The sequence below is a fragment of the Streptomyces sp. NPDC058257 genome, assembly GCF_042881845.1.
Lineage (GTDB): Bacteria > Actinomycetota > Actinomycetes > Streptomycetales > Streptomycetaceae > Streptomyces.
Map to the genome: position 1 here is coordinate 289,692 of NZ_JBHVXJ010000009.1, position 20,780 is coordinate 310,471.

22 protein-coding genes and 2 pseudogenes are annotated in these 20,780 nt (G+C 67.5%); 13 read left to right on the top strand and 11 right to left on the bottom strand.

Annotated features, from left to right (window positions below; translation table 11 throughout):
- Window positions 1–99 precede the first annotated feature (99 nt).
- Window positions 100–852, bottom strand: a complete 753-nt coding sequence (locus tag ACFVXC_RS23150) for a calcium-binding protein (protein ID WP_389907955.1) — start codon at window positions 850–852, stop codon at window positions 100–102.
- Window positions 853–1,339: 487 nt separating this feature from the next.
- Between ACFVXC_RS23150 and ACFVXC_RS23155 the strand changes: the two genes are divergently transcribed.
- Both ACFVXC_RS23155 and ACFVXC_RS23160 read left to right on the top strand, forming a co-directional pair.
- Entirely contained in the window at window positions 1,340–1,648 is a 309-nt protein-coding gene (locus tag ACFVXC_RS23155; protein ID WP_389907957.1) for a hypothetical protein, read from the top strand.
- 23 nt (window positions 1,649–1,671) lie between these two features.
- Window positions 1,672–1,839: pseudogene (locus ACFVXC_RS23160) on the top strand (transposase); the annotation flags it as partial.
- An 881-nt stretch (window positions 1,840–2,720) separates the two neighbouring features.
- Here ACFVXC_RS23160 and ACFVXC_RS23165 read toward each other — a convergent pair.
- Window positions 2,721–3,338: an SMI1/KNR4 family protein gene (locus ACFVXC_RS23165; protein ID WP_389907959.1), complete on the bottom strand. Its 618-nt coding sequence runs from the start codon at window positions 3,336–3,338 to the stop codon at window positions 2,721–2,723.
- 151 nt (window positions 3,339–3,489) lie between these two features.
- Entirely contained in the window at window positions 3,490–3,648 is a 159-nt protein-coding gene (locus ACFVXC_RS23170; protein ID WP_389907961.1) for a hypothetical protein, read from the bottom strand.
- 27 nt (window positions 3,649–3,675) lie between these two features.
- Between ACFVXC_RS23170 and ACFVXC_RS23175 the strand changes: the two genes are divergently transcribed.
- Complete coding sequence (locus ACFVXC_RS23175; protein WP_389907963.1) at window positions 3,676–3,957, top strand: TetR family transcriptional regulator C-terminal domain-containing protein; 282 nt, start codon at window positions 3,676–3,678, stop codon at window positions 3,955–3,957.
- Between the two features lie 35 nt (window positions 3,958–3,992).
- On the opposite strand, the gene ACFVXC_RS23180 is transcribed toward ACFVXC_RS23175, so the two are convergent.
- Window positions 3,993–5,177, bottom strand: coding sequence for a serine hydrolase domain-containing protein (locus ACFVXC_RS23180; protein WP_389907965.1), 1,185 nt, complete (start codon window positions 5,175–5,177; stop codon window positions 3,993–3,995).
- Between the two features lie 317 nt (window positions 5,178–5,494).
- Between ACFVXC_RS23180 and ACFVXC_RS23185 the strand changes: the two genes are divergently transcribed.
- Window positions 5,495–6,814 (top strand): MFS transporter, encoded by a 1,320-nt coding sequence (locus ACFVXC_RS23185; RefSeq protein ID WP_389907967.1) that lies wholly within the window; start codon window positions 5,495–5,497, stop codon window positions 6,812–6,814.
- A 56-nt stretch (window positions 6,815–6,870) separates the two neighbouring features.
- Here ACFVXC_RS23185 and ACFVXC_RS23190 read toward each other — a convergent pair whose 3' ends face one another.
- Window positions 6,871–7,473, bottom strand: coding sequence for a TetR/AcrR family transcriptional regulator (locus ACFVXC_RS23190; protein ID WP_389907969.1), 603 nt, complete (start codon window positions 7,471–7,473; stop codon window positions 6,871–6,873).
- A 137-nt stretch (window positions 7,474–7,610) separates the two neighbouring features.
- On the opposite strand from ACFVXC_RS23190, the gene ACFVXC_RS23195 reads away from it, so the two are divergent.
- The 4 genes from ACFVXC_RS23195 to ACFVXC_RS23210 all read left to right on the top strand — a co-directional run bounded on the left by ACFVXC_RS23195 (window position 7,611) and on the right by ACFVXC_RS23210 (window position 12,452).
- A complete protein-coding gene (locus ACFVXC_RS23195; RefSeq protein ID WP_389907971.1) occupies window positions 7,611–9,179 on the top strand; it encodes an AMP-binding protein in 1,569 nt (522 codons plus the stop codon).
- Between the two features lie 31 nt (window positions 9,180–9,210).
- Window positions 9,211–10,407, top strand: a complete 1,197-nt coding sequence (locus ACFVXC_RS23200) for an acyl-CoA dehydrogenase family protein (RefSeq protein ID WP_389907973.1) — start codon at window positions 9,211–9,213, stop codon at window positions 10,405–10,407.
- Window positions 10,408–10,459: 52 nt separating this feature from the next.
- Window positions 10,460–11,584: a CaiB/BaiF CoA transferase family protein gene (locus ACFVXC_RS23205; protein ID WP_389907975.1), complete on the top strand. Its 1,125-nt coding sequence runs from the start codon at window positions 10,460–10,462 to the stop codon at window positions 11,582–11,584.
- 112 nt (window positions 11,585–11,696) lie between these two features.
- Entirely contained in the window at window positions 11,697–12,452 is a 756-nt protein-coding gene (locus ACFVXC_RS23210; protein WP_389907977.1) for a transposase family protein, read from the top strand.
- A 187-nt stretch (window positions 12,453–12,639) separates the two neighbouring features.
- Here ACFVXC_RS23210 and ACFVXC_RS23215 read toward each other — a convergent pair whose 3' ends face one another.
- Window positions 12,640–13,542 (bottom strand): helix-turn-helix transcriptional regulator, encoded by a 903-nt coding sequence (locus tag ACFVXC_RS23215; RefSeq protein WP_389907979.1) that lies wholly within the window; start codon window positions 13,540–13,542, stop codon window positions 12,640–12,642.
- A 494-nt stretch (window positions 13,543–14,036) separates the two neighbouring features.
- Here ACFVXC_RS23215 and ACFVXC_RS23220 point away from each other — a divergent pair, with 494 nt between their 5' ends.
- Window positions 14,037–14,570 (top strand): nuclear transport factor 2 family protein, encoded by a 534-nt coding sequence (locus ACFVXC_RS23220; protein ID WP_389907981.1) that lies wholly within the window; start codon window positions 14,037–14,039, stop codon window positions 14,568–14,570.
- Window positions 14,571–14,925: 355 nt separating this feature from the next.
- Here ACFVXC_RS23220 and ACFVXC_RS23225 read toward each other — a convergent pair whose 3' ends face one another.
- The 4 genes from ACFVXC_RS23225 to ACFVXC_RS23240 all read right to left on the bottom strand — a co-directional run bounded on the left by ACFVXC_RS23225 (window position 14,926) and on the right by ACFVXC_RS23240 (window position 17,033).
- Window positions 14,926–15,657, bottom strand: a complete 732-nt coding sequence (locus ACFVXC_RS23225; protein WP_389907983.1) for a pentapeptide repeat-containing protein — start codon at window positions 15,655–15,657, stop codon at window positions 14,926–14,928.
- Window positions 15,658–15,696: 39 nt separating this feature from the next.
- Window positions 15,697–16,263, bottom strand: a complete 567-nt coding sequence (locus tag ACFVXC_RS23230) for a hypothetical protein (protein ID WP_389907985.1) — start codon at window positions 16,261–16,263, stop codon at window positions 15,697–15,699.
- A 296-nt stretch (window positions 16,264–16,559) separates the two neighbouring features.
- Window positions 16,560–16,823, bottom strand: a complete 264-nt coding sequence (locus ACFVXC_RS23235; protein ID WP_389907987.1) for a hypothetical protein — start codon at window positions 16,821–16,823, stop codon at window positions 16,560–16,562.
- Window positions 16,824–16,832: 9 nt separating this feature from the next.
- Window positions 16,833–17,033 carry a hypothetical protein gene (locus tag ACFVXC_RS23240; protein ID WP_389907989.1) on the bottom strand — a complete coding sequence of 67 codons (201 nt, stop codon included), beginning with the start codon at window positions 17,031–17,033 and terminating at the stop codon, window positions 16,833–16,835.
- A gap of 12 nt (window positions 17,034–17,045) precedes the next feature.
- On the opposite strand from ACFVXC_RS23240, the pseudogene ACFVXC_RS23245 reads away from it, so the two are divergent.
- Both ACFVXC_RS23245 and ACFVXC_RS23250 read left to right on the top strand, forming a co-directional pair.
- Window positions 17,046–17,090 (top strand): annotated as a pseudogene (locus ACFVXC_RS23245) (hypothetical protein); the annotation flags it as partial.
- A gap of 73 nt (window positions 17,091–17,163) precedes the next feature.
- The gene (locus ACFVXC_RS23250) at window positions 17,164–17,598 is read left to right on the top strand and encodes a Tn3 family transposase (protein WP_389907991.1); all 435 of its coding nucleotides are present in this window, start codon (window positions 17,164–17,166) and stop codon (window positions 17,596–17,598) included.
- Between the two features lie 78 nt (window positions 17,599–17,676).
- On the opposite strand, the gene ACFVXC_RS23255 is transcribed toward ACFVXC_RS23250, so the two are convergent.
- Window positions 17,677–19,167, bottom strand: coding sequence for a PLP-dependent aminotransferase family protein (locus tag ACFVXC_RS23255; RefSeq protein ID WP_389907993.1), 1,491 nt, complete (start codon window positions 19,165–19,167; stop codon window positions 17,677–17,679).
- A gap of 28 nt (window positions 19,168–19,195) precedes the next feature.
- Here ACFVXC_RS23255 and ACFVXC_RS23260 point away from each other — a divergent pair, with 28 nt between their 5' ends.
- Both ACFVXC_RS23260 and ACFVXC_RS23265 read left to right on the top strand, forming a co-directional pair.
- Entirely contained in the window at window positions 19,196–20,068 is an 873-nt protein-coding gene (locus ACFVXC_RS23260; RefSeq protein WP_389907995.1) for a methyltransferase domain-containing protein, read from the top strand.
- A gap of 344 nt (window positions 20,069–20,412) precedes the next feature.
- Window positions 20,413–20,595 carry a recombinase family protein gene (locus tag ACFVXC_RS23265; protein WP_389907997.1) on the top strand — a complete coding sequence of 61 codons (183 nt, stop codon included), beginning with the start codon at window positions 20,413–20,415 and terminating at the stop codon, window positions 20,593–20,595.
- Window positions 20,596–20,780: the final 185 nt, after the last annotated feature.

Consider the following 20,780-nt stretch of genomic DNA (forward strand, 5'->3'; position numbering starts at 1 on the left):
ACAGCGGCTACCCCAGCGACCTGTCCGACGCCCGCCGTGCGCGTCCCTGATCACGGTGACCGATGAGCGAACCCGGCAGCGGTCGACGCGAGCTGGCGGCTACCTGACGTCGACGAAGTCGGCAGTGGTAGTGGCGGGGTGGGTGCTCGAGGTGCCGACAAACGACCAGCGCCAGTACCCGTCAGTCGCGGCCTTCACGTCTGTCCTCAAGGCTCCGCGGCTGCCCGTGCTCACCGTCTTCACGGTGGTGTAGGCGCTGGAGCCCTTCTTGCGGAACTGCAGTTTCACCGGCTGGCCGGTGTAGCCGGCGTATTTGTACGTCTCCCAGTTCGCGCGGGTGAGGCTGCCGGTCACGGTCAGCGTCTTGCCCTTCTTCACCGGCTCAGGCGCAGCGTTGACCGTCGCCTTGGCGTTGCGCCTCACCTGGACCGTGGCGGCGGCGTCCTTACCCATGTAGTCGCCGTCGTTTCCGCTGATCGCGACATCCGCTTTCCAGGTGCCGGCTGTGGTGTTGTCCTGGGGATCGATCCGCGGGCGCAAGGTCATGCGGTACGTGCACGTGCTGGTCGTAGGTGCACCGGCATGGGGTACACACTTGCCGGTGGGGTTGTCCGGAATGACGAGGCCCTTGGTGCCGTTCCACAGCGACGGGACGGTGAAGTCTTCCCTGATGCCCGAATCGTCGCTGGCGGTCACCTGGAGGGTGAACTTCTTCGCCTCCGTGGTGCCGAGGGCAATGTCGCGCCCCCCGTTGACGACCACCTTGAGTATCTGGGTATCACCCTCGTGTTCGTCAGCCTGCGCGCCGCCCTGGACGGCGAACGCAGACAGGGCGCCAACAACAGCTGCCACGACAGCACGCTTACGCATCAGTGTCTTTCTCTCGGCTCAACAAGGTCAACAACACCTGACATCAGGGTTGCCTGACCTGCCTCAGTGCTCTTGAGGCGTCGAGAACGACTCTTGAAAGCGTCAAACAGTTGTATCCAGAGGGGGATCCCTCCTTCGAGCCGTCGACGGGCACCTGCGGTGGCGCGCTTTGAGCCTGGAAGGTGACAGGCGACCGGCAACTGTCACGCTCACCACGCGCCAGGCGGTTCTCGTCGGCACCACGGCAAATTTCGTTCTGCTGGGCTGATCCAGCAGCGCTCAGCCCGGCACAGTAACTACGCTCCGGCCTGACCGCCGCTGCTGTCACTCTTGCCGTCATCGCCGCCGTACTGGAGCTGTTGGGGTCAGGTGGACCGTCAACGACATCCGTACCGCGCGGCGGAACTTGGCGTCATACCTGGAGTTTCCGCGGACCGTGTACGGCTCGGCTCACGGCGTCCTCGGCTCGGTGACTATGACTGCCGAGGGCACGGTGGGCGTGCCGACACCTGAGCAGCGCATCGAGGATCTGGAGGCGTGGCGGCGCGGGATGCGGGCTGAACTCGAAAGGCGTGAGGAGAACGTGAGGGAACGTCTGACGGAGCATTTCCAAGGCGCTCTGAAGGCCGCCGAGCAGACCCCCGACGACCAGTTCGCGAAACTACGCGCGTACATCAGTGGTTCTCAGCAGTCCGCCTGGAGGAGCTACCGGGGCCCGATCACCCTCGGCGTTGGAGTCGCGTTCGGCCTGGTAGCCAACGTCCTCTCCAACGTCTAATCGGTTGCAACGCCGAAATCCGCGCAATCATGCGCACCTGGATCGCCGATCGGGACTGGCTGACCGTCCACCAACTGCCGTCATACGCACCGGATCTCAACCCGGTCGAGGGCATCTGGTCCCTGCTGCGGCGCGGCTGGCTCAGTAATGTCGCCTTCACCAGCCCTGACCACCTAGTCCAGGCCGTCAGGGCACCCTGGACCAGAGGCAGCGTTTGGAAAAGCTCGCACGGTCGTCCGTTGACCACGGCGATCACGCTTACTTCATGAGCTGGGTCTGGCTCGGCGCGGGCGGCGTCTACGTCGACATCTTCCTGCCCGACGGCTCCGCTGCCCTGACGGGCCTCAAGACCGGATGGATCGATGTGCCAGGAGACGCGAGGCCCTGGCAATTCCGTGTTCCCCGGCCCGAACCCCGCCGCGTGGCGGACCCGGCCCCGGAAGGGGGATTTATGATCGACCTTCCGCTCCTGGAGTTCAGGGGTGAAGGGGCTGCCAGTCGGGCGGCGATCAGCCGGGTGGGACCTGCGGCCGAGGAGGCAATGGACCGGGCCTTCAGCCGCGAGGAGCACCAGCTCGGCATGCTCGCCGGCGTACCGGTCCGAGGGCGGTGGATCCGCGGCGATGTCCTCGGCGAGGCGCGGCACGAGGTACTGATCGGAGTTCTGGGCGAGCGGGTAGAGGTGAACCGCCGCGCAACGCGAGCGGCTGGCCACCCTGACGGGCGATCGGCTCGATACGCTCCTCGACGGCCGCCTGCTCACAGCCGTACGCCCAGTCGACGGCCCCCGACCGAGCTGGGACCGGATCAGCGCAGAGCTGCTGGAGCCGTCCTGACGTCTGTCTTTCGCACTCGGCTGGCACTGCCCTTTTCGGCGCCACATCGTCACGCAGAGCGTCTGATTTCTCACCCTTTTGCAATGAGGTATCCGCTACCGGCAAGCTGGGTCCTGTGGGTGCGGAGAACGCTTGCAGAGTAGGCAGCAAGGGCCACCCGGTCGTAACGGCGCTGCGACGAGAGGGCCTCCTCGGTGCTTTTGTGCTTCGCAACTCCGCACTGCCGAGGAGGATTCTTAGGTCTCGTCTGCTTCCCGCCACTCCAGGAAGCCGTCATCGTCTGTGTAGGGGCACCACTGGCCCCACATATCAAAGCGGGCGGCATGCAGAGCGTTGTCGGTTGCTTGCAGGAGATGAGTCAGCGTCAGGAATGCCGGGTTGTCCTCGAAGTATCCGCCGGAGTCGAGGTCGAACATGCCGATCCTGCCCAGGGGCTCATCCTCGCCCTGACTGATGAACAAGAGGTTGCCGCTCTCGTCATAACAGACAGGAATCCACTTCGGGTTCCAGACCAGATGTTCACTCGGCAAGGGGTCGGGGAATTGATGTGGGCGTTCCTGGTGCTGTTCTCTCTGCTGCTGTGTGCGGCGCTCATTGGCTGCCATCATCTGTCGGTGTTCGTGCGCAATCTGCCGAGCGGTGGCGAATCGGTAGAAAATGGGCAGGATAAGCTCTCCTGACCCATCGTGCCGCAGAAGCGACTCGCGAAGCCTGTCCGGGCAAGGCATGCCCAACTGTCGCTCGAGGGCATCCAGATCATCGTAACTGGCTGGCTCGGGAAGTGATGCGTATGTTGCGGGAGCCTGACTCCGCAGCCACTCCTCGATGCCGTGCCAGGCGTCATTGATCGTCATGGCAGCATCGTCGCGCGGCGTGCTATAGCACCGCAGGAGAGGCGCCGTAGTGGCGCCACCCCTCACAAGCATCCTCGCGCCTGCGCGGTGCTCGGCCACCGTGAGTGCGTGACTCTACCTCTGGCGTGGCGCCACGCACCCGCCTCTCACCTCATACGCAGGGCGGGCCGGCCTTCAGCATCCTGATTTTTCCACTGAATGCTTCGGTGCTGTCCTGGCTGACCAGGATGAAGTTGCCCTTGTGCGGGGTCACGCTGTACTCGTTGGCGTTTCCGGCCGTCGTGTCGTTCCCTTCGGTCTCGCCGTACATCCATGCGCCCTTTTCGGTGTTGAGGTATTGCCACTTGCTTTCTTCGCCACCCGCTACACCCGCATCCTCGACACTCTCGCCGCCGAGATCCGCTCCCTGCGTGCGCGGGGGTTGTTCGAGCCCGTGCCCGATCCGGAGACCGAGGCGGCACGGCTGACGGCCCTGTGGGACGGCCTCCAGATCCACGCCCGTCACATAGGCACGGGCGACATGCGCATTCCCGAGCGGCTCCTGCGCCACCTCAACGGCCCGATCGGCGAACGCGTCCCCGCGCAGCGCCGGTCAGACCTTTTGATGTGCGAGCCCTGAACGACGGCCGACGTAGATGCGCGCGTGACTGCCGTTCAGCGGGTGCGCTGGAGATGCGTGGCGATCTGCTGGAATGCGGGGACGAGCGGGGCAGCGGGTACGGCCGGGGACATGACCTGAGAGCCGTAGTGGACGATGACCGTCTCCAACTCCGGTGAGATGAATAGGCGTTGGCCATGGATGCCGCTGGCCATGAACGAGCCGTGGCCGTCGTTCAGGATCCACCACAGGTCGTGGTACGACAGGTTGGCGGGAGCGGTCGGCGGCGCGGCGGGGAAGCGGACGTGCCGGGCGTAGCCCTCGGGGGCGTTGGTGATGTCGGCGATCACGGCGCTCGGTACGATCTGCTGTTCCCCGACGGCGCCGCCACAGCGGATCATCTCGCCGAGCCGGGCGACATCGCGGGCAGTGGCGCTGAATCCGCCGCAGGCCGCTTCCGCGCCTTCGCTGTCGAGGACGTAATACGCGTCCTCGTCGGCGCCGATGCGGGACCAGACCATGTCACTGAGCAGGCCCGAGGTGGTGGCGCCGGTGACGCGGCGGAGGATCTCGGCGAGCGTTTCGACGTTGCCGTTCTCGTAGCGGAACTCGGTGCCGGGCGCCGCGGTGGCGCGTGCGGTGGCCAGGTGTTCGCGGATGCTGCCGGGGCCGCTGTAGCCGTAGGGGCGCAGCGAGGGCGCGATCACCGCGAAGTAGCGCTGCGCTTCGACCGGTTTGTCGAAGGGGCGCCCCCCGTAGGAGACCTGTGTGCCCATGTGCAACAGGTGGTCAACCGTGCTGTCCCCAAAGGCGGTTCCGGCGAGTTCGGGGACGTACTTGGAAGCTGTCGCCTCACGGTCGAGGGCCCCCTCGTAGATGAGTGCGGCCGCCATCAGGCCCATGTAGGACTTCGCCGCCGAGGCATTGAAGTGCGGATCGTGGGGCTGCAAGCCGTGCGGATAGGTCTCGTAGACGAGGTCCCCTCGATGGAGCACCAGAAGGGCGTCGGTCTGAGCGGCTTCGAGAAGTTCGCGGAGCGGCACGGCGCGTCCGCCGGGTGTGGTGAAGGTGATCCGGCCGACGTCCGCGATGTCGGCCGGCACACTGCGGGCCGGGCCTGGCCCGCGCCATACGCGCCGGCTGGGTAGCAGTTCGCGTTCCGAGGTGGTGTACCTGCGCACCCACGCCGGATCGGTATAGCCGCGGGACCAGTGAAGATTCATGAGCGGCGTGTCAGACATCTGCGCTCCTCAGCGGTGAGTGACAGAACGACCGCAACCATACACACCGTTCAATTGCTTCCCGAGGGCCCCGGGTGGCGCGACTGGTCCGCCGAGGATGGGCGGGTCTGGATCTCATATCCCAGCAGAACCATTGACCGGAAGTGTGCAGCGAGTTACGTTGCCGGACACTTGACCCGTTACTAGACGTTCAGTTCAGATGCTTCGTGCTGCTGCGTCCTGCTGCCGCAAGAACGGGAGCCCTGCCACCGGCACCGGCACTCCCGCAGCCGAGCATTCCGCCCTGCCTTTTTCTCTGAGTCGCAGGAGTCTGTTCCATGTCCTCACAACCATCGCCGCAGCTGGCTCCCGAAGCGTCCGGCGATCTCGGAGTACCGGCGTTCGACCGGCACCGCGCCTGGCTCGTCACCGCGTTGATCGTCACGTTCATGGTGGTCAACTTCGCGGACAAGTCGGTGCTCGGCCTGGCGGCCGGCCCGATCATGGACGAGCTGGACATCAGCCACAGCACCTACGGGCTGATCTCCAGTTCCTACTCGGTCCTGTTCAGCTTGTCCGGGCTTGTGGTCGGCTTCTTCTCCTCGCGGCTGTCCAGCCGTGTCCTGCTGTTTGCGATGTGCCTGGTGTGGGGTCTCGCCCAGCTGCCGGTTCTGATCGTGGCGACCGTGCCGACCTTGGTGGCCGGTCGGCTGCTGCTCGGTGCCGCTGAGGGCCCGGCCACGCCCATGTCGATGCACGCCCTGTACAAGTGGTTCCCGGTGGGGCGCCGAGGCCTGCCCTCGGCCCTGCAGATCAGCGGCGCCGCGCTGGGCACCCTGGTGGCCGCCCCCGTGGTGACCTGGCTCATCACCCAGTTCGGCTGGCGGTCGGCGTTCGCCGTGCTGGCCGTGGTCAGCCTGGTATGGAGCAGCGTGTGGTGGTTCCTCGGGCACGACGGCCCGTACGACGACAAGCCGGCGGCCGAGTCGCAGGCCGGGCCGGACGGGCAGGCGCGCGTGCCCTATCGGCGGTTGCTGCTGTGCGGCACGGTCGTCGGAAGTGTGGCCAGCGCGTTTGGGGCGTCGTGGGCGATGGCGGTGAGTCATGCGTGGCTGCCGTCCTATCTCGGGACGCAGCTGTCCATGAGTCCGGGGGCGGCGGCCTCGGTCATCAGCGCCGTGTCGGCCTTCAGTTTTGTGCTGCTGCTCGCACTGTCCCCCGCGGTGGACCGGCTGACCCGGCGGGGGGCCTCCCTGCGCTGGTCGAGCGGTGTGCCGCAGGGAGTGGCGGTGGTCTGCGCGGGAACGGCGATGGCGCTGATTCCGGTTTCCGGAGCCACTTCGGTCCAGCTGGTCCTGATCGCCGTCGCGTTCGGCGCGCATTCGATCGCCTTCCCGCTCCACTACATGACGGCCGCAGCGGTGGCCCCGGCCTCTCAGCGGGGAGCCCTGTTCGGCATCGTCGCCGCCACGGGGACACTCCCCGGCCTGCTGGCCCCTTCCATCACCGGACGACTTCTCGATACCGCCTCATCGCAAGGTGCGGGCTACGCGCAGTCGTTCGCCCTGGCGGCGGCGGTCATGATCGGCTGCGGGGTGGTGGCGGCCTGCTGCATCAATCCGGCCCGGGATGCGGCCCGGCTGAAGTCGGCCGCATAGGGCCCGGGCAAGCGATGGCACCGGTTCGGCTGCGCCCGACGGCGGGCCGCACGGAGTCAGTCCCCGGGCGGGCTGGTGTAACCGCTGGCCCAGTAACGGCCGTGCATCGCGAGGTCGAGCAGCATGCGGACGGCCTCCTCGGCGGGCATCGGCGCGGTGTCCTGCTCGGCCCACCAGCGCAGCACCGCGATCTGTTCGCCCACCCAGACGCGGGCCAGGAGGTCGGCATCGATGCGCGGCTCGACGCCGTTGCGTTCGGCGCGGGACTTGAACTCCTGCGCCGTCGCGGCGGCCAGGGAGTCCACGAACATCTGCAGCGGCTTGCCGTCGCCCTCGCCGCGCAGGACGACACGGTAGGCGTCCCGTTCGTCGCGGACATGGCGCAGCATCTCCAACAGGGGCTTGCCGGTGAATCCGACGGCACTGCCGGAGACCACCGGTTCCAGGCGCTGACCGAGATGTTCGAGCACGTCGGTGGTCACGCGGGCGAACAGATCGTCCTTGCCCTTGAAGTGCGCGTAGAACGTGGCGCGGGCCACATCGGCCCGCTCAGTGATGTCCTCGACGGTGAGTGCGCTGAAGCCGCGTTCCAGCACCAGCTCCACCAGCGCGCCGCCCAGCGCCCGGCGGGTTCGTCGGGTGCGCCTGTCCTCGGCCATGCGGCCCTCCTTCGCCCTCGAGTTGTCCGTGCACAGTCTAGACGGCTCTTGACAGTGCGCGAGTTACAAAACAGTCTGTATGTAATCGATCATTCTGTATGCAACAACTGATCAGACCGCACGGCTGGAGATCGTTGATGAACCTCGGCACCTACCTCACCCGCAGCGCCCGCTACTGGCCCGACGCCACCGCCCTGGTCTGCGGCACCCGGTCCTGGACGTACGCGGAGCTCGACCGAGCGACCGACCGGCTCGCCGCCACACTGATCGCCCGCGGACTGCGCCCGGGGGACGCGGTCGCCTCGCTCGCCTGGAACCGCGGGGAACTGGTCGAGATCGAATTCGCCCTGTACAAAGCCGGGTTGGTTCGCGCGCCGATCAACGCCCGGCTGGGGCGCGGGGAGATCGAGCACATCCTGGGATACGCCCCGGTGCGCGTCCTCGTGTTCGACGCCGCGCACCGCGAGGACGCACTCGCCGCGATCGAGGCGGCAGGCACCGGATGCCTCGCCGTCCAGCTTGACGAGGACGATGCTCCTCTGGCCCCCGGCGTCATCGGCTACCGGGGCCTGCTCGCGCAGGGCACACCTGAGGCGGCGCCCGTCGAGGTCGACGAGGACGACGCCTGCGTCCTGAACTTCACCTCCGGCTCCACCGGAGCGCTCAAGGCGGCCGTGCAGACCTTCGGCAACCGGCTGGCCAACATGCGCAAGCTCCTGATGAGCGACGAGTCCCGGCCCCGCCCCGGCACCCGTTACCTTGCCTGCGGTCCCATCACGCACGCTACGGGCATGACGCTGCTGGCCAACATGTTCGCCGGGGCGACCACCCACGTACTGCCGACCTGGAGCGCCGAAGCGTTCGTGGACACGGTGGAGAAGGAGCGGATCACCGCCACCTTCCTCGTCCCCGCCATGGTCAACATGGTCCTCGGCCACCCGGACGCGGCCCGCCGCGACCTGTTCAGCCTGGCCAGCGTCCGGGTCGGCGGCGCGCCCATCTCGCCCCAACGCCTCAAGGACGCCGTGGAGTTCTTCGGCCCCGTCGTCGCGCAGGGCTACGGTCTAGGTGAGACCACCAGCGTGGTGGCGGGCCTCAGCAGCGAGGAGATCGCGCACGCGGTCGCCCACGACGCCGAGCTCCTGCAGTCCTGCGGACGGGCGACGTACGACACCGAGATCCGCATCGTCGACAAGGCGGGCCGGTCCCTGCCGCCCCGCGAGGTCGGGGAGCTCATCGTCCGCGGGCCCGACTGCGTACGCGCGTACTGGCAGGAGCCGGAGCTGTCGGCGCAGACGTTCCGCGACGGCTGGGTGCACACCGGCGACCTCGCCTGGATGCGGGAGGACGGCTACCTGTTCCTCGTCGACCGCAAGAAGGACATGATCATCTCCGGTGGGTTCAACATCTACTGCACCGAGGTCGAGGCCGCCCTGTACGAGCACCCCGGCGTCCAAGAGGTCTGCGTCGTCGGCGTGCCCGACGAGACCTGGGGCGAAGCGGTCAAGGCCGTCATCGTGCCCCGCCCCGGACACGAACTTCGCGCCGACGACATCATCGCGTTCTGCGCACAGCGCCTCGACCGCCTCAAGAAGCCGAGGAGCGTCGACCTCGTCGCCGAACTGCCGCACAACCGCAACGGCAAGCTCGACCGCAAGGCCGTGCGCGAACCGTTCTGGGCCGGCGCAGACCGCCGCGTCAACTGACCCGCCCCCTCTCCTCCCTCAAGGAAACACGATGACTTTCTCCCTGCGTCCTTCCTACGACGACCCGCAGCTGTCCGGCCTCGTCGACCGGCTCCGCACCTACCTCGAAGGTGAACTGGCCGACTACGAACGCGAACGCGGCATCACCCACGAGACCCGCCTCACCCGCGCCGACCTCGAACCGGTCTGGGAGCGCAGCCGCGAACTGGGCTTCTACGGCATCCACTTGCCCGTGCAGTACGGCGGCAAGGACCTCTCCTACACGGCGCTGGCCGCCCTGAAGGAAGAAATCGGCGCCAGCGGACGCGTCCTCGGCCACAGCGTCCTGGGCGACATGGGTGGCCCGCTGCGCGCGGGCGACATCCTGCGCCACGCCACCGAGTACCAACTGGACAAGTACCTGCTCCCGCTGGTCCGCGGCGAACGCGCCTGCTGCTTCTCGCTCACCGAGACCGACGCAGGCTCCGACGTGCGCTCCATGCGCACCACCGCCGCCCGCGACGGCGATGGCTACCGCCTGACCGGCCACAAGGTCTTCAGCTCCGCGGGCCCGTTCGCCGACTTCGCCATCGTCGTGGCCCGGATGGCAGGAACCGGCGAACAGGATGGCGAGAAGCCGTCGTTCTCCGCGTTCCTCGTCGACCTCGACAGCCCCGGCTGCCAGGTGACGGACGGGGCCACGCCCATGTCGGGCGAGCACATCGAGAGCGACATCATCCTCGACGACTGCCACGTCCCCGCCGAGAACCTGCTCGGCGAGGAGGGCAAGGGCATGCGGATCGCGCTCGGCCGCGTCACCACCAACCGGCTCCTGCACTGCCCCACCGTCATCGGCGCCACCCGCCGTGCCCTCGACCTCACCCTGGAGCGCACCCGTACGCGCAAGGTCGCCGGAGGCCAGCTCCTGCTGCAGTTGCAGTCCATCCAGCACAAGGTCGCCGACATGGCCACCGAACTCTACGCGGCCCGCTCCATGACGTACGCCGCGCTAGCCGCCCTCGACCGGGGGGAGGAGGTCCGCACCGAGGCGTTCATGTGCAAGCTGTTCGTCGCCGAGTCCGCCTTCCGCATCCTCGACCAGGCCGTCCAGATCCACGGCAAGGAAGGACTCACCCAGGGTAACGAGATCGAGTTCTTGTTCCGCAAGATCCGCATGTTCCGCGTCCTGACCGGCACCTCCGAGATCCAGCGCAATGGCATCGCCCACGGCCTCGCCTTCATGAACTGACCCCACCACCCGCCAGCCCCGGCCGCACGACAGACGTACTCCAGGAGGCCCCATGCCCCCTTCCGCAGCACCCACCTGGTCATCCCTGACCGGTAAACGCATCCTCGACCTCTCACGCCTCCTGCCCGGCCCGTACGCCACCTCGCTGCTGGCCGACCTGGGCGCCGACGTCATCAAGGTCGAGTCTCCCGACGGCGGCGATCCGCTGCGCGCCGCCCCCGACCTGTTCGACGCGCTCAACCGCAACAAGCGCTCCGTCACCCTCGACCTGCGCTCCCGCGACGACCGTGCGGCGTTCCTCGAACTCGCGCGCACCGCCGACGCCGTCGTGGACAGCTTCCGCCCCGGCTTCCTCGACTCCCTGGGCCTCGGGTACTCCACGCTCCACGAAGCCAACCCGCGCCTGATCCTGTGCTCGCTTAGCGGATACGGACAGACTGGGCCATATGTCCATAGACCCGGGCATGAGCTCAACTTCCTCGGCTTATCCGGGTTCTTCGCCGTCGTGGGGCGCCTCGACGGACACGTCACCCGCCCCGGCGTCCGCGTGGGTGACATGGCCGGAGCCATGCACGCGGCCCTGGCACTTGCCGTGGCCCTCAGCGCCGGCGGTGCGGGACAGCACATCGATGTCGCCCTCAGCGAATCCATCACCGCCTGGTGCTCCCTGTTCGCGCTGCCACTGCGCGACATCCCGGACCCGTTGGAAGCCGGCCTGGTCCAGGGCGACAACGACATCTTCACCACCGCGGACGGACACCGCCTGTCGCTCGCCACGTTCGAGGACAAGTTCTGGCTCAGCTTCCGCACCGCGCTGGCCGGCGACTTCCCTGCCCTGAAAGTATCCACCTACGACCAGCGACCCGACCGCACCGCGGCCCGCCAGGCCGTCGGCAACCTCCTGACCGGCGTGTTCCAAGCCCGCGACTACGCCTGGTGGGAAACGCGCCTCACGGACCTCAACGCCCCCTGGGCCCCCGTTCTGTCCACGCCCGGGGACCTCCTGACCGATCCCCACGCCACAGCGCGGCACCTGTTCAACACCTCGCCGGCGCACGGCTCTTGCCCTCAGGCCCGCTTCCCCGTCACCTTCAGCGCCGGCCTCGACACCTTCCGGCGACCTGCTCCCACACTCGGCCAGCACAATGACGATCTACTGGTCGAGCGCACCCACTGAGCCCCTTTCAAGCTGACGGTGCTGACCCCGAGTTGGACTGTCCTGTGCAAGGACGAAGCTCCTGGTAGACGGGTTCTCGACCAAGATCACCCGTGTCCGCCAGGAGCTTCGCGTGCTTGTCCATCCGTCCTCGATTGATCTGTCCAGCCGCACTCTGCGGTTCCTGACGGGGCAACTGACCGTGCGGCGGCAGGAGATCGGGACGCGGTGGCGACGCCTGTCCGCCGCACGTCAGGCCCTGCTCGCTCTGGCTCATCTGCGGTGCGGTGACACCTACGCCCAGCTCGCCGCCGAGTTCGGCATCGGGATCGCCACCGTCTACCGCTACATACGGGAAGCCGTCGAGGTCCTGTCCACCCTCGCCCCGACCCTGACCGAGGCGATGAAGACCATCCGGGCGAAGACGTTCGTCATCCTCGACGGCACCCCGCTGCCCATTGACCGCATCGCCGCCGACACCCCGTACTACTCCGGGAAACACAAACGTCACGGCATGAACGTCCAGGTACTCACCGATCCGTTCGCCCGTCTGCTCTGCGCCTCACCGGCGTTGCCCGGCTCGGCCCACGACCTCACCGCCGCCCGGCAGCACGGGATCATCGACGCCCTCGCCGACGCGGGACCCAACTGCTGGGCCGATAAGGCGTATCAAGGCGCCGACGGACCCGTCCGCGTCCCGTTCCGAGGCCGCCGACTCAAACGATGGAAGCGTCGCCACCACACCACTCACGCCAAGATCCGCTGTGTCGGTGAGCAGGCCATGGCCACCCTCAAGGGCTGGCGACTCCTGCGGAAACTCCGCTGCAGCACCAACCGCATCACCAATCTGCTGAAGGCCGTCCTCGTCCTCCAGCACGCATCAGGGTGAGGTTGGAAAGAGCTCCATGTCTAAGGTTGAGTGAGGGTCTTTCAGCCTGCCGATGGCGAGGTTGGGGAGATGGCCATGGCCCGTGGTGCGGTCCCGGTGTGCACAGTGGAAGCGCCTTTGGCGAAGGCGGCATCCCTGATGTAGTGCGACATGCGCACCAGGATGAAGCGAGCGCGCTGGGGCGGGGTCAGGCGTTGCGCGTGGGGTTGTCTGCCGAGCGGTGTCGGGTGGGTGCGTGTTCGGTGGCGGCCATGGCGCCCAGCAGGTGAAGGGCGCGGGCGGAGGGGGAGCCGGGTTCGGCTGTGTAGGTGACGAGCATCTGGTGGGGTGAGGCCGGTGTGGTCCAGGTGAGGTAGCTGAGGTCCAGGTCTCCGACCTCGGGGTGGCGTAGCAGTTGCATGCCGGTGGCCTTTTCGTGGACGTGGTGCTCGGCCCACAGGCGGCGGAAGGTTTCGCTGTACATGGACAGCTCTCCGACGAGTGCGGAGAGCGGCGGGTGATCCGGGTTGGCTCCTGCGGTCATGCGCAGTATGCCGACTGTGTTGCGTGCTGCGGACTCCCAGTCACGGTGGCGGGCGGCGACTTCCTCGTCGCGGAAGATCAGCCAGGCGGTGTTGCGTTCCTTTTCGGGCAGGTCGTCGAAGTCGGTGAACACGGCGCAGGCGAGACGGTTCCAGCCGATCACCTGCGTGGTGTTGGTCATGACCATGGCCGGCACGGTGAGAGTGTCCAGGAGGGTGTGGGTGGCCTGGCTCATCTGTTCCTTTGGAACGCGGGGTGCCGAGGCGCGGCGGCGTGGCGGGTGCGCTACGTGGTAGAGGTGGGCGCGCTGGGCGTCGTCGAGGCGCAGCACGTTCGCGAGAGCATCCAGGACCGACTCGGACGGTCGTCCGCCGCGGCCCTGCTCCAGCCGGACGTAGTAGTCGGTGGAGAGGCCGACCAGCGCGGCGACCTCTTCGCGGCGAAGTCCCGGGACGCGACGGCGGCCGGTGTCGGGGAGTCCTGCGGAGGAAGGGGAGACGGCGGCACGGCGGGCTTGAAGGAACTCCCCGAGCTCCGTCCCGGTCCGGCTGGGCTGGATCTTGCTCATGTGCCCATAATGCCCGGCCTACGCCCCTCCAATGCCGGATGTGGGTGGGTCCGCGAGTACCCAGGTTCGCTGGTCCGCCCGTTGTATGCGGCCTGGATGCGGTGCTGGTGCGCGCGCACGCTGGTTCACATGAACAGCACCACCAGCCGCACGACGAGCGGCGCCCCATCCAGCATGCGGTCAGTGATCCGGCCCGCACGGTGACGAGGGGCGCGGTCGCGGCGGGGCCCCGGCAGACCGGTGTACGCGCGATCGTCGTTGCCGTCCTGCTGGCCTCGTCCCTTTTTCCGCCCTGCACCTGGTCTTCATCGTGATCAGTGCTCTGGCCCTGACCGGAGCCGTGTTCATCTGCTGGGCCCTGCGCGATCACCACGCCGCCCACGAGCGGTAGGCCGCGGCCGTCCCCACCACGCCAGCTACTCCCGACGAAACGCCGCAGCAGCCCAGAACCCACCACTCCACACCCAGAAACAGACCGGAACGAGAGGACGATCATGAAGAATCACGCGTCGGCTCACGGGCAGATGATGCACCTGGAGACGGCCAGCCTGGAGGAGAAGGTCACCTACCTCCTGGACCGGGCCCAGATCATCGATGTCACGCAGCGCTACGGTGAATGCGTCGACATGCGCGATTTCAAGCGGCTCCGGAGCTGCTACACCGACGAGATCGAAGTCGATCACAGCCCGACCATCGGCATGGGCCGTATGCACATCTCCGCCGACCGCTGGTGCGAGATGGCCGACAAGTTCCACAGCCAGCTCGACGGCGACGAGCACATGCTCATCCCTCAGAGCATCATCATCAACGCCGACACGGCAACCTGCCACGTGCTGGTCCACGCGAAGCACTTCTACCGGAACGCGAACGGAAGCCCCTTCGAAGCCCTGATCGGCACCTACGATCTGGGGTTCGCCAAGACCGCGGACGGATGGAAGATCAGCCGCTCGATCCAGGGAATACGCTGGACCGAGGGCAACTGGCAGTTCCACACCGACATCAAGGAATCCCTGCAGAGCGAGTCGTGAGTCGGGCTGGAGATACAGGCAGTGGCTGACGCCTGGTGATGTGACCTCGCGCGGATTGACGGCCGAGCCAGAGGCAGAGGCCATGAAGCGCAGGGCTGTTTCAGAGTCCGGTTGATGCTGCGAAGTCGCGGGTCACAGGGGCGTGGCGACTGCCGATCGACCCGTCTCGCACACATCGAAGCTCCGGTTGGAGCGGGTGATCTCTCAAGTCGCCCTGCCGAACCGGAGCTTCGATGTGCCGTCAGTCTGCCGACGTTTGCCTGATCAAGTCGCCCTCGCGTCAGCACCGCGCACTGCCGGGACTGCCGCGGCGACTGGTCACGCTGGCCGATCCGCGGCACCGGCGCGGGAAGCGTCAGCGTGCTGCTGATCGCATACTCGGCCGTGCTGAGCGGAGCGCGTTCGTTGGCCGGTAGCCCTCGCTGACCTTCGCGTAGTACGTGGTCGTGTCCGGTGCGGAGTTGAGGACTTGCACCGTGGCGCCACGCCGATTCAGCCACCGTTCCAGTGCACGGCCCGCCAGCTCCTGGCGTGCCCCACTGGTCACGACGTGCGCGGGCCCGTACACGCTGCCGGTGAGGCCTTCCACCACCGTGTGCTCATCCAGCAGCACTTCGAAGGACGTCTGCTGTACCGACGCGCCGGTCAGGTCGGCCCCTTCCAGACGCGCGTCCAGGAGCAGGGCGCCGCGGAGGCTTGCTCCTCGGAAGCAAGCCCCACGGGCGTCGGTCTTGTAGAGGTCAGCTCTGCCGAGATTCGCGCCGGCCAGCACCGCGTCCCGCAGGCTCGCCTCATCCAGGACTGCCTTGACCAGGCAGGCCCGGCTGAGGTCGGCGCGGTCCAGGACGGCGTATGCCAGATCAGCGCGGTACAGGTCGGTGCCGGTCAGGACCGCACCCTTGAGGCGGGTTTCGATGAGCAGTCCGCTGGCCAGGTCGGCGCCGGTGAGGTCGGCACCCGATGCGTCGAGACCGCACAGATCCAGGGTGGTGTCCTCTTGCCCGCTCCATGTCCTGAGTGCATCAGCAGCCTCGGAGCCCGCGGGCAGTACGCGCACGGCCCGCACGCCGTCACACCTGTCAGGCAACTCGATCACTCCCTCACTGTTTCCCGGCGCCGCGCGCCGCTACATCAGCCGATGCCACGTGGCCAGGGCCAGCTGCGCTGCCGAGGACCAGTCGGTGGCGCCTGCCGAGCGGAGCGAGCGGCCGAGATCGCCGAGGAGCAGACGAGGGTGGCGTCGCCACCACCACATGTCGATGGGGTCGAATCCGCTGATCCGGTGGAACTGCGACAAGGTGATGCCGTCGTCGAAGACGCTGGAGGCCCGGAAGCGGTCGTCGAGGGCTTTGATCTGTGGGGTCCATAGACAGGGCTGGGGGCTCAGCAGCGAGGCGTGGATGCGGGCGATGGCCCGCAGCACCTCGTCACGGTTCTTGGCCTGCTGCATCCATGCGGGCAGGCGCGCCACCACGGTCATCCTTCGGCCGTGGTCGTGCCAGGGGATTCCTTCACGCAGCGGTGCCTGCACGAATCGTCTGATCAGGTCCAGGTGTTCCAGGTTGTAGGCCCATACCCATCCGTGCCGGGTCTCAGTCTGCAGCCAGAGACACACATCGAAGTACGGGTCTGTGGCCGGCGCGTGCCGGTCCCGGTGCAAGGACACACCGCCACGGCTCCAGTCCTTCGCCATCCCGCAGCTCCGACAAACGAGACGCCTCCGTGCGAAGAGGCCCTGGTCGTGAATCCCGGACGGGCCTGGTGCCGTACCGATGTGCGCGACCTTCCCGCAGCCGGAACAGCGCACCAGAACCGACGTGAGGAAGTCGTACTCCGTGCTCCGGGGGTCCCGGAACCGGTGGTGCGTGGAGATCGAACTCATTGGACAAGTATGCGAGCCACGCGCCCAAGGCTCCTACGGGTTAAATCTCAAGCCGATCTGAGCGTGCGCAGTGAAGCCCTCACTACCGGGCGGGGGCTGCTGGCGTCTCAGGCTTCGAAGTAGTCGAGCGTGACGATGGTGCGCCGGTTGGTCTTCGTGTAGACGATGGGCACGCTCGTGCCGGGGGGCCGGTACTCCCACATGATCCCGCCGTGCTCGGTGCGGGTGCGGAGGATGCCGATTGTGGGGGCGGCAGCGGTGGCGGCCAAGGCGCGGTCGACGGCGATCTCTTCGGCGGGGGTGAAGCGGCTAGCCTGCTCTGCGTCCACGGGGCCGGGGATGATGCGAGCTCCGGGCCTGCTGTGCTTCATGGCCTTGGATTATGCCGCGTTGCCGCTCACATCGATGCCGTGTTGCGCATACAGGTCGATGCGCAGATCTTCCCAGTCCACGGTCGGCGTCTTGCCGTCCCGGATGCCCTGCCAGTAGTCGGCAAGCTCCGTGTTGCTGGACTCCCGCGCGGTGGCGATGGTCTCGTCGAGGTCAGCGAGTTCCTCGGTGGTCCACGGCTGGTTGCTCATGCCGACCAGATCGTGAAGTACGCCACCGCCCTGCGCCTGGGCACCGCCGAAGCCGAGCAGGTCCTGCGGCGCTTCACCAGGGGAGGGCCCAAGCACCCGACGTACCGGGCGATCGAAGGAGTTGGGCCGAGTGGTACGTACTTCGTTCGTCTGCGACTACCTGGCCGACGTTGGGATGCGCCAGGAGATTCACGAGGGGTTGCAGGTGGTGGAGAACTGGAACTCTGCGAACAGGGACCTCTTCTACGGCAAGGACGGCGACCCGGCCGGTGCGGACAAGGAATCCCAGGAGGTCAGTATGCTCGCGCTGCACCTGCTCCAGGCCGCGCTGGTGCACGTCAACACGCTGCTGATGCAGGAGGTCTTGGCTGATCCGAAGTGGGCGGACAGGCTGGCCGATGCGGACCGCCGGGCGTTCTCCCCGCTGTTCTGGACCCATGTGAATCCGTACGGCCGGTTCGAGCGGGACATGAACTGCCGCCTTGATCTGGACCTGGCCAGCCGAGCGGCCACGATTCCTGGCCCACGTAGCCCGCAGAGCGGGGTGATCCCGGCGCCGAGATGACCGGTGGCTCCGGCTGGCCGCGAAAGCCGCCACTTTCCCCGCCCCGAGTTCAGGAGCGTGCGGGCGTGGATCGGAGCGTCAGGACAGCTGTCTCAGGACTGCGCCGAGTGTCGCCACTCCTTCGCTGATGTTGGTCGGCGTGCTCGCGGCGTAGCCCAGGACCAGTCCCGGTTGGCGGGAACGCTGACAGTGCCAGGACAAGGGGTGCACTTTCACATCGCGTGCGAGTGCCGCGGCTGCGATGTCTGTGTCGGCGAACCCGGCCTTGAAGGTGACGGTCAGGTGCAGGCCCGCTGCGGTGCCGTGCACAGTCGCGCCCGGCAAGTGGGTACCGACGGCTTCGATCATGGCGTCCCGCCGGCGGCGGTGGTGCCTGCGCAGGTGGCGCAGCTGTCGTTCCATCTCGCCCGATTCCATGAACCGGGCGAGGACGAGTTGTGGCAGGGCGGCGTTGCCGAGGTCGGCGAACCGCTTGGCATCCACGAGGGCGTCGCGGTACTTCCGCGGGGCGAGAAGCCACCCGATGCGCAGGGCCGGGGCGAGGAGCTTGGACACGCTCCCGGCGTAGAAGACGTTCTCGGCGAGCACGGACCGCAGGGCCGGCACGGGCGCCCGGTCGTAGCGGTGCTCGGCGTCGTAGTCATCCTCAATGATCAGTCCGCCGCTTTCGCGGGCCCAGTGGGTCAGTTCGCTGCGCCGGCCACCACGGAGAACGACACCCATGGGGAACTGGTGTGCGGGTGTCAGGAAGACGGCCGCTGCACCCGTGGCGCGCAGATCATCGACGCGCACCCCTTCTGAGTCGACCGCGACGGGCGGGGTGTCCAACTGACAGTTGTTCAGGTGCTGGCGGGCCCCCAGGGAGCCGGGGTCCTCCATCGCCACCGCGGAGATGCCGTCACTGTGCAGCACCTGCCCCATGAGGGTGAGTGACTGGGCGGTACCGGCGACGACTAGGACCTCGCCGGGGTCCGCCCGGATACCGCGGTTGCGGGCGATCCAGTTCACGATGGCCAGACGGAGCGCCGGCGTACCGCGTGGGTCTCCGTATCCGAGGTCGGATGCCGCGAGCCGATCCAGGACACGGCGTTCTGCGCGCAGCCACGCCGCGCGCGGGAACGCGGCAAGATCGGGGAGCCCTGGGGAGAGGTCGATCCGGGCCCGGGCCATGCGCATCGCGTCGAAGACGTCTGCCTGGGGCGCGGCGGCGAACACTGAGCGAGGTGACGGGGGACGGGCAGGTCTAGGAGGCTTGGCTGCTGCTGTCGTCGCGGGTGCGCCGACGACGATCGTTCCGTTGCGCCCTCGTCCGGCGAGCTGCCCGTCCTCGACCAGACGTTGGTAAGCCTCGGTGACGACGCCACGCGATACGCCCAGCTCGTCGGCCAGGACACGCGTGGCCGGCAGCCTGCTTCCCACCGGCAGCCGCCCGTCTGCCAGCGCGAGCCGGATCTGCTGGGTCAGCCACTCGGACTTCCCGCCGCTCGGCGCCTCGTCGATGGCCAGATGAAGGAAGTCCGCCCCAGACACTATGGACTGGTGAGAAGTGAACTCATTGGATCTGTTCATCGGGCCATACTGGCAGCAGGGTGGGCCCATGGACACAGCCACAACACCTCCCGCCCCTGTCCCGGCGGCCGCCTACGTACACGGGTACTCACAGCGTGAGGGCCGTCGGCTTGGCGACCAGGCGGACACACTGGCACAGCTGCTGCACGCCGGAACGACCTACCCCGCAGGCAGTCGGGTGCTGGAGCTCGGCTGCGGGGTCGGCGCTCAAACAGTCCACTTGCTTCGTTCTAGTCCCGGGGCGCACATCGTCGCGGTCGACCAGTCGGAGGAGTCTCTCGCGCAGGCCCGCACCCACGTCGCCGGCATCGCACCCGAGGCACAGGTGCAGTGGCGCCGCGCCGACGTGTTCGACCTTCCTTTCGCCGACGCGGAATTCGACCACGTCTTCGTGTGCTTCGTCCTGGAACATCTGGCGGATCCTCAGCGGGCGCTGGCTGGACTACGACGCGTACTACGGCCCGGGGGCACCATCACCGTGATCGAGGGGGACCACGGATCGGTAGTGTTCCACCCCGACAGCGCGTATGCCCGGGCAGTGATCGACTGCCAGGTCCGCCTCCAGGCGACAGCGGGAGGCAACGCGCTGCTCGGTCGGCAACTACAGCCGTTGCTGGCTGGTGCCGGATACGACGGCGTTGTAGTCCGCCCACGTACGGTCTATGCCGACCGGACCCGGCCCGAGTGGGTCGACGGCTTCACCCGCAACACCTTTATCGCCATGGTCGAATCCGTTCGGGACAACGCCCTGGCCGCCGCCCTGACCACCCCTCCCGACTGGGACCGGGGGATCGCCGACCTGCACCGGTCCGCCCACGACGGAATCTTCCACTACACGTTCTTCAAAGCCGTCGCCATGAACCTGCCCGCAGGTCCCGCAACGTTCCCTCATCTCTCGTAAACGACCCTTTCCCGGCGCAGGATCGAAAGTGATCGGCGGGAGCGGTCGGGATCGCGGGTTCACTGTCACAACTCGTTCTCTCTCAAAGTGGAGCCAGGAGTGTTCTGAGAAATGTTTGTGACAGCATCCGGGGTCATGACGGGCCCTCAAACCGCACCCACGTCCGAAGCGGACGCCGTCGAGCGCTCCCCCTGCCCACGCTGTCACGCGTCTCCAGGCTCACCCTGCCGCTCGCGCTCCGGCGCGGTCGCCGGGACCTGTCACACCGGCCGCTTCACCAAGGTGCCCCGGCAGAGCTGACAGCCCTGGCCGATCACATCACCACCCACGGCCTGGTGCTGGAGATGCTCGCCGGACCCCTCCATGGGATGTACGACCCCAGCGGTCCAGGACGCCTGCTGTTCGGGTTCTTCGCCGCGATGACCGAGACCGAACGTGAGAACATCCGCGAGGCCACCCTCGAAGGACTGGATGCCGCGGCCCGCAAGGGCAACTACGGCGGCCGGGCGGCCGGCTCTCGGTCATGACCGACGGCATGCTGTACACCGTGCGCCGCCGCCGCCGCGCGAACGGCGAGACCGTTGAGGATATCCAGCCCGACCTGCTCATCCCCACCGGCCGCCGCAAAGGATAGAGCCCCAGCCTCTCCAGCATCTACCGGGCGCTGGCCGAGCACGAGAAGACCCAGGCGTACCCGGAGGCCATCGAGACG

What these genes read in the sequence shown, in the direction of transcription:
- ACFVXC_RS23180 (WP_389907965.1), bottom strand. Translation starts at nt 5,177, where the DNA reads ATGTCTGACACGCCGCTCATGAATCTTCACTGGTCCCGCGGCTATACC.
- ACFVXC_RS23215 (WP_389907979.1), bottom strand. Translation starts at nt 13,542, where the DNA reads ATGAGCAAGATCCAGCCCAGCCGGACCGGGACGGAGCTCGGGGAGTTC.
- ACFVXC_RS23255 (WP_389907993.1), bottom strand. Translation starts at nt 19,167, where the DNA reads ATGAACAGATCCAATGAGTTCACTTCTCACCAGTCCATAGTGTCTGGG.
- ACFVXC_RS23165 (WP_389907959.1), bottom strand. Translation starts at nt 3,338, where the DNA reads ATGACGATCAATGACGCCTGGCACGGCATCGAGGAGTGGCTGCGGAGT.
- ACFVXC_RS23195 (WP_389907971.1), top strand. Translation starts at nt 7,611, where the DNA reads ATGAACCTCGGCACCTACCTCACCCGCAGCGCCCGCTACTGGCCCGAC.
- ACFVXC_RS23265 (WP_389907997.1), top strand. Translation starts at nt 20,413, where the DNA reads ATGCTCGCCGGACCCCTCCATGGGATGTACGACCCCAGCGGTCCAGGA.
- ACFVXC_RS23190 (WP_389907969.1), bottom strand. Translation starts at nt 7,473, where the DNA reads ATGGCCGAGGACAGGCGCACCCGACGAACCCGCCGGGCGCTGGGCGGC.
- ACFVXC_RS23230 (WP_389907985.1), bottom strand. Translation starts at nt 16,263, where the DNA reads ATGGCGAAGGACTGGAGCCGTGGCGGTGTGTCCTTGCACCGGGACCGG.
- ACFVXC_RS23260 (WP_389907995.1), top strand. Translation starts at nt 19,196, where the DNA reads ATGGACACAGCCACAACACCTCCCGCCCCTGTCCCGGCGGCCGCCTAC.
- ACFVXC_RS23235 (WP_389907987.1), bottom strand. Translation starts at nt 16,823, where the DNA reads ATGAAGCACAGCAGGCCCGGAGCTCGCATCATCCCCGGCCCCGTGGAC.
- ACFVXC_RS23185 (WP_389907967.1), top strand. Translation starts at nt 5,495, where the DNA reads ATGTCCTCACAACCATCGCCGCAGCTGGCTCCCGAAGCGTCCGGCGAT.
- ACFVXC_RS23220 (WP_389907981.1), top strand. Translation starts at nt 14,037, where the DNA reads ATGAAGAATCACGCGTCGGCTCACGGGCAGATGATGCACCTGGAGACG.
- ACFVXC_RS23205 (WP_389907975.1), top strand. Translation starts at nt 10,460, where the DNA reads ATGCCCCCTTCCGCAGCACCCACCTGGTCATCCCTGACCGGTAAACGC.
- ACFVXC_RS23200 (WP_389907973.1), top strand. Translation starts at nt 9,211, where the DNA reads ATGACTTTCTCCCTGCGTCCTTCCTACGACGACCCGCAGCTGTCCGGC.
- ACFVXC_RS23240 (WP_389907989.1), bottom strand. Translation starts at nt 17,033, where the DNA reads ATGAGCAACCAGCCGTGGACCACCGAGGAACTCGCTGACCTCGACGAG.
- ACFVXC_RS23170 (WP_389907961.1), bottom strand. Translation starts at nt 3,648, where the DNA reads ATGTACGGCGAGACCGAAGGGAACGACACGACGGCCGGAAACGCCAAC.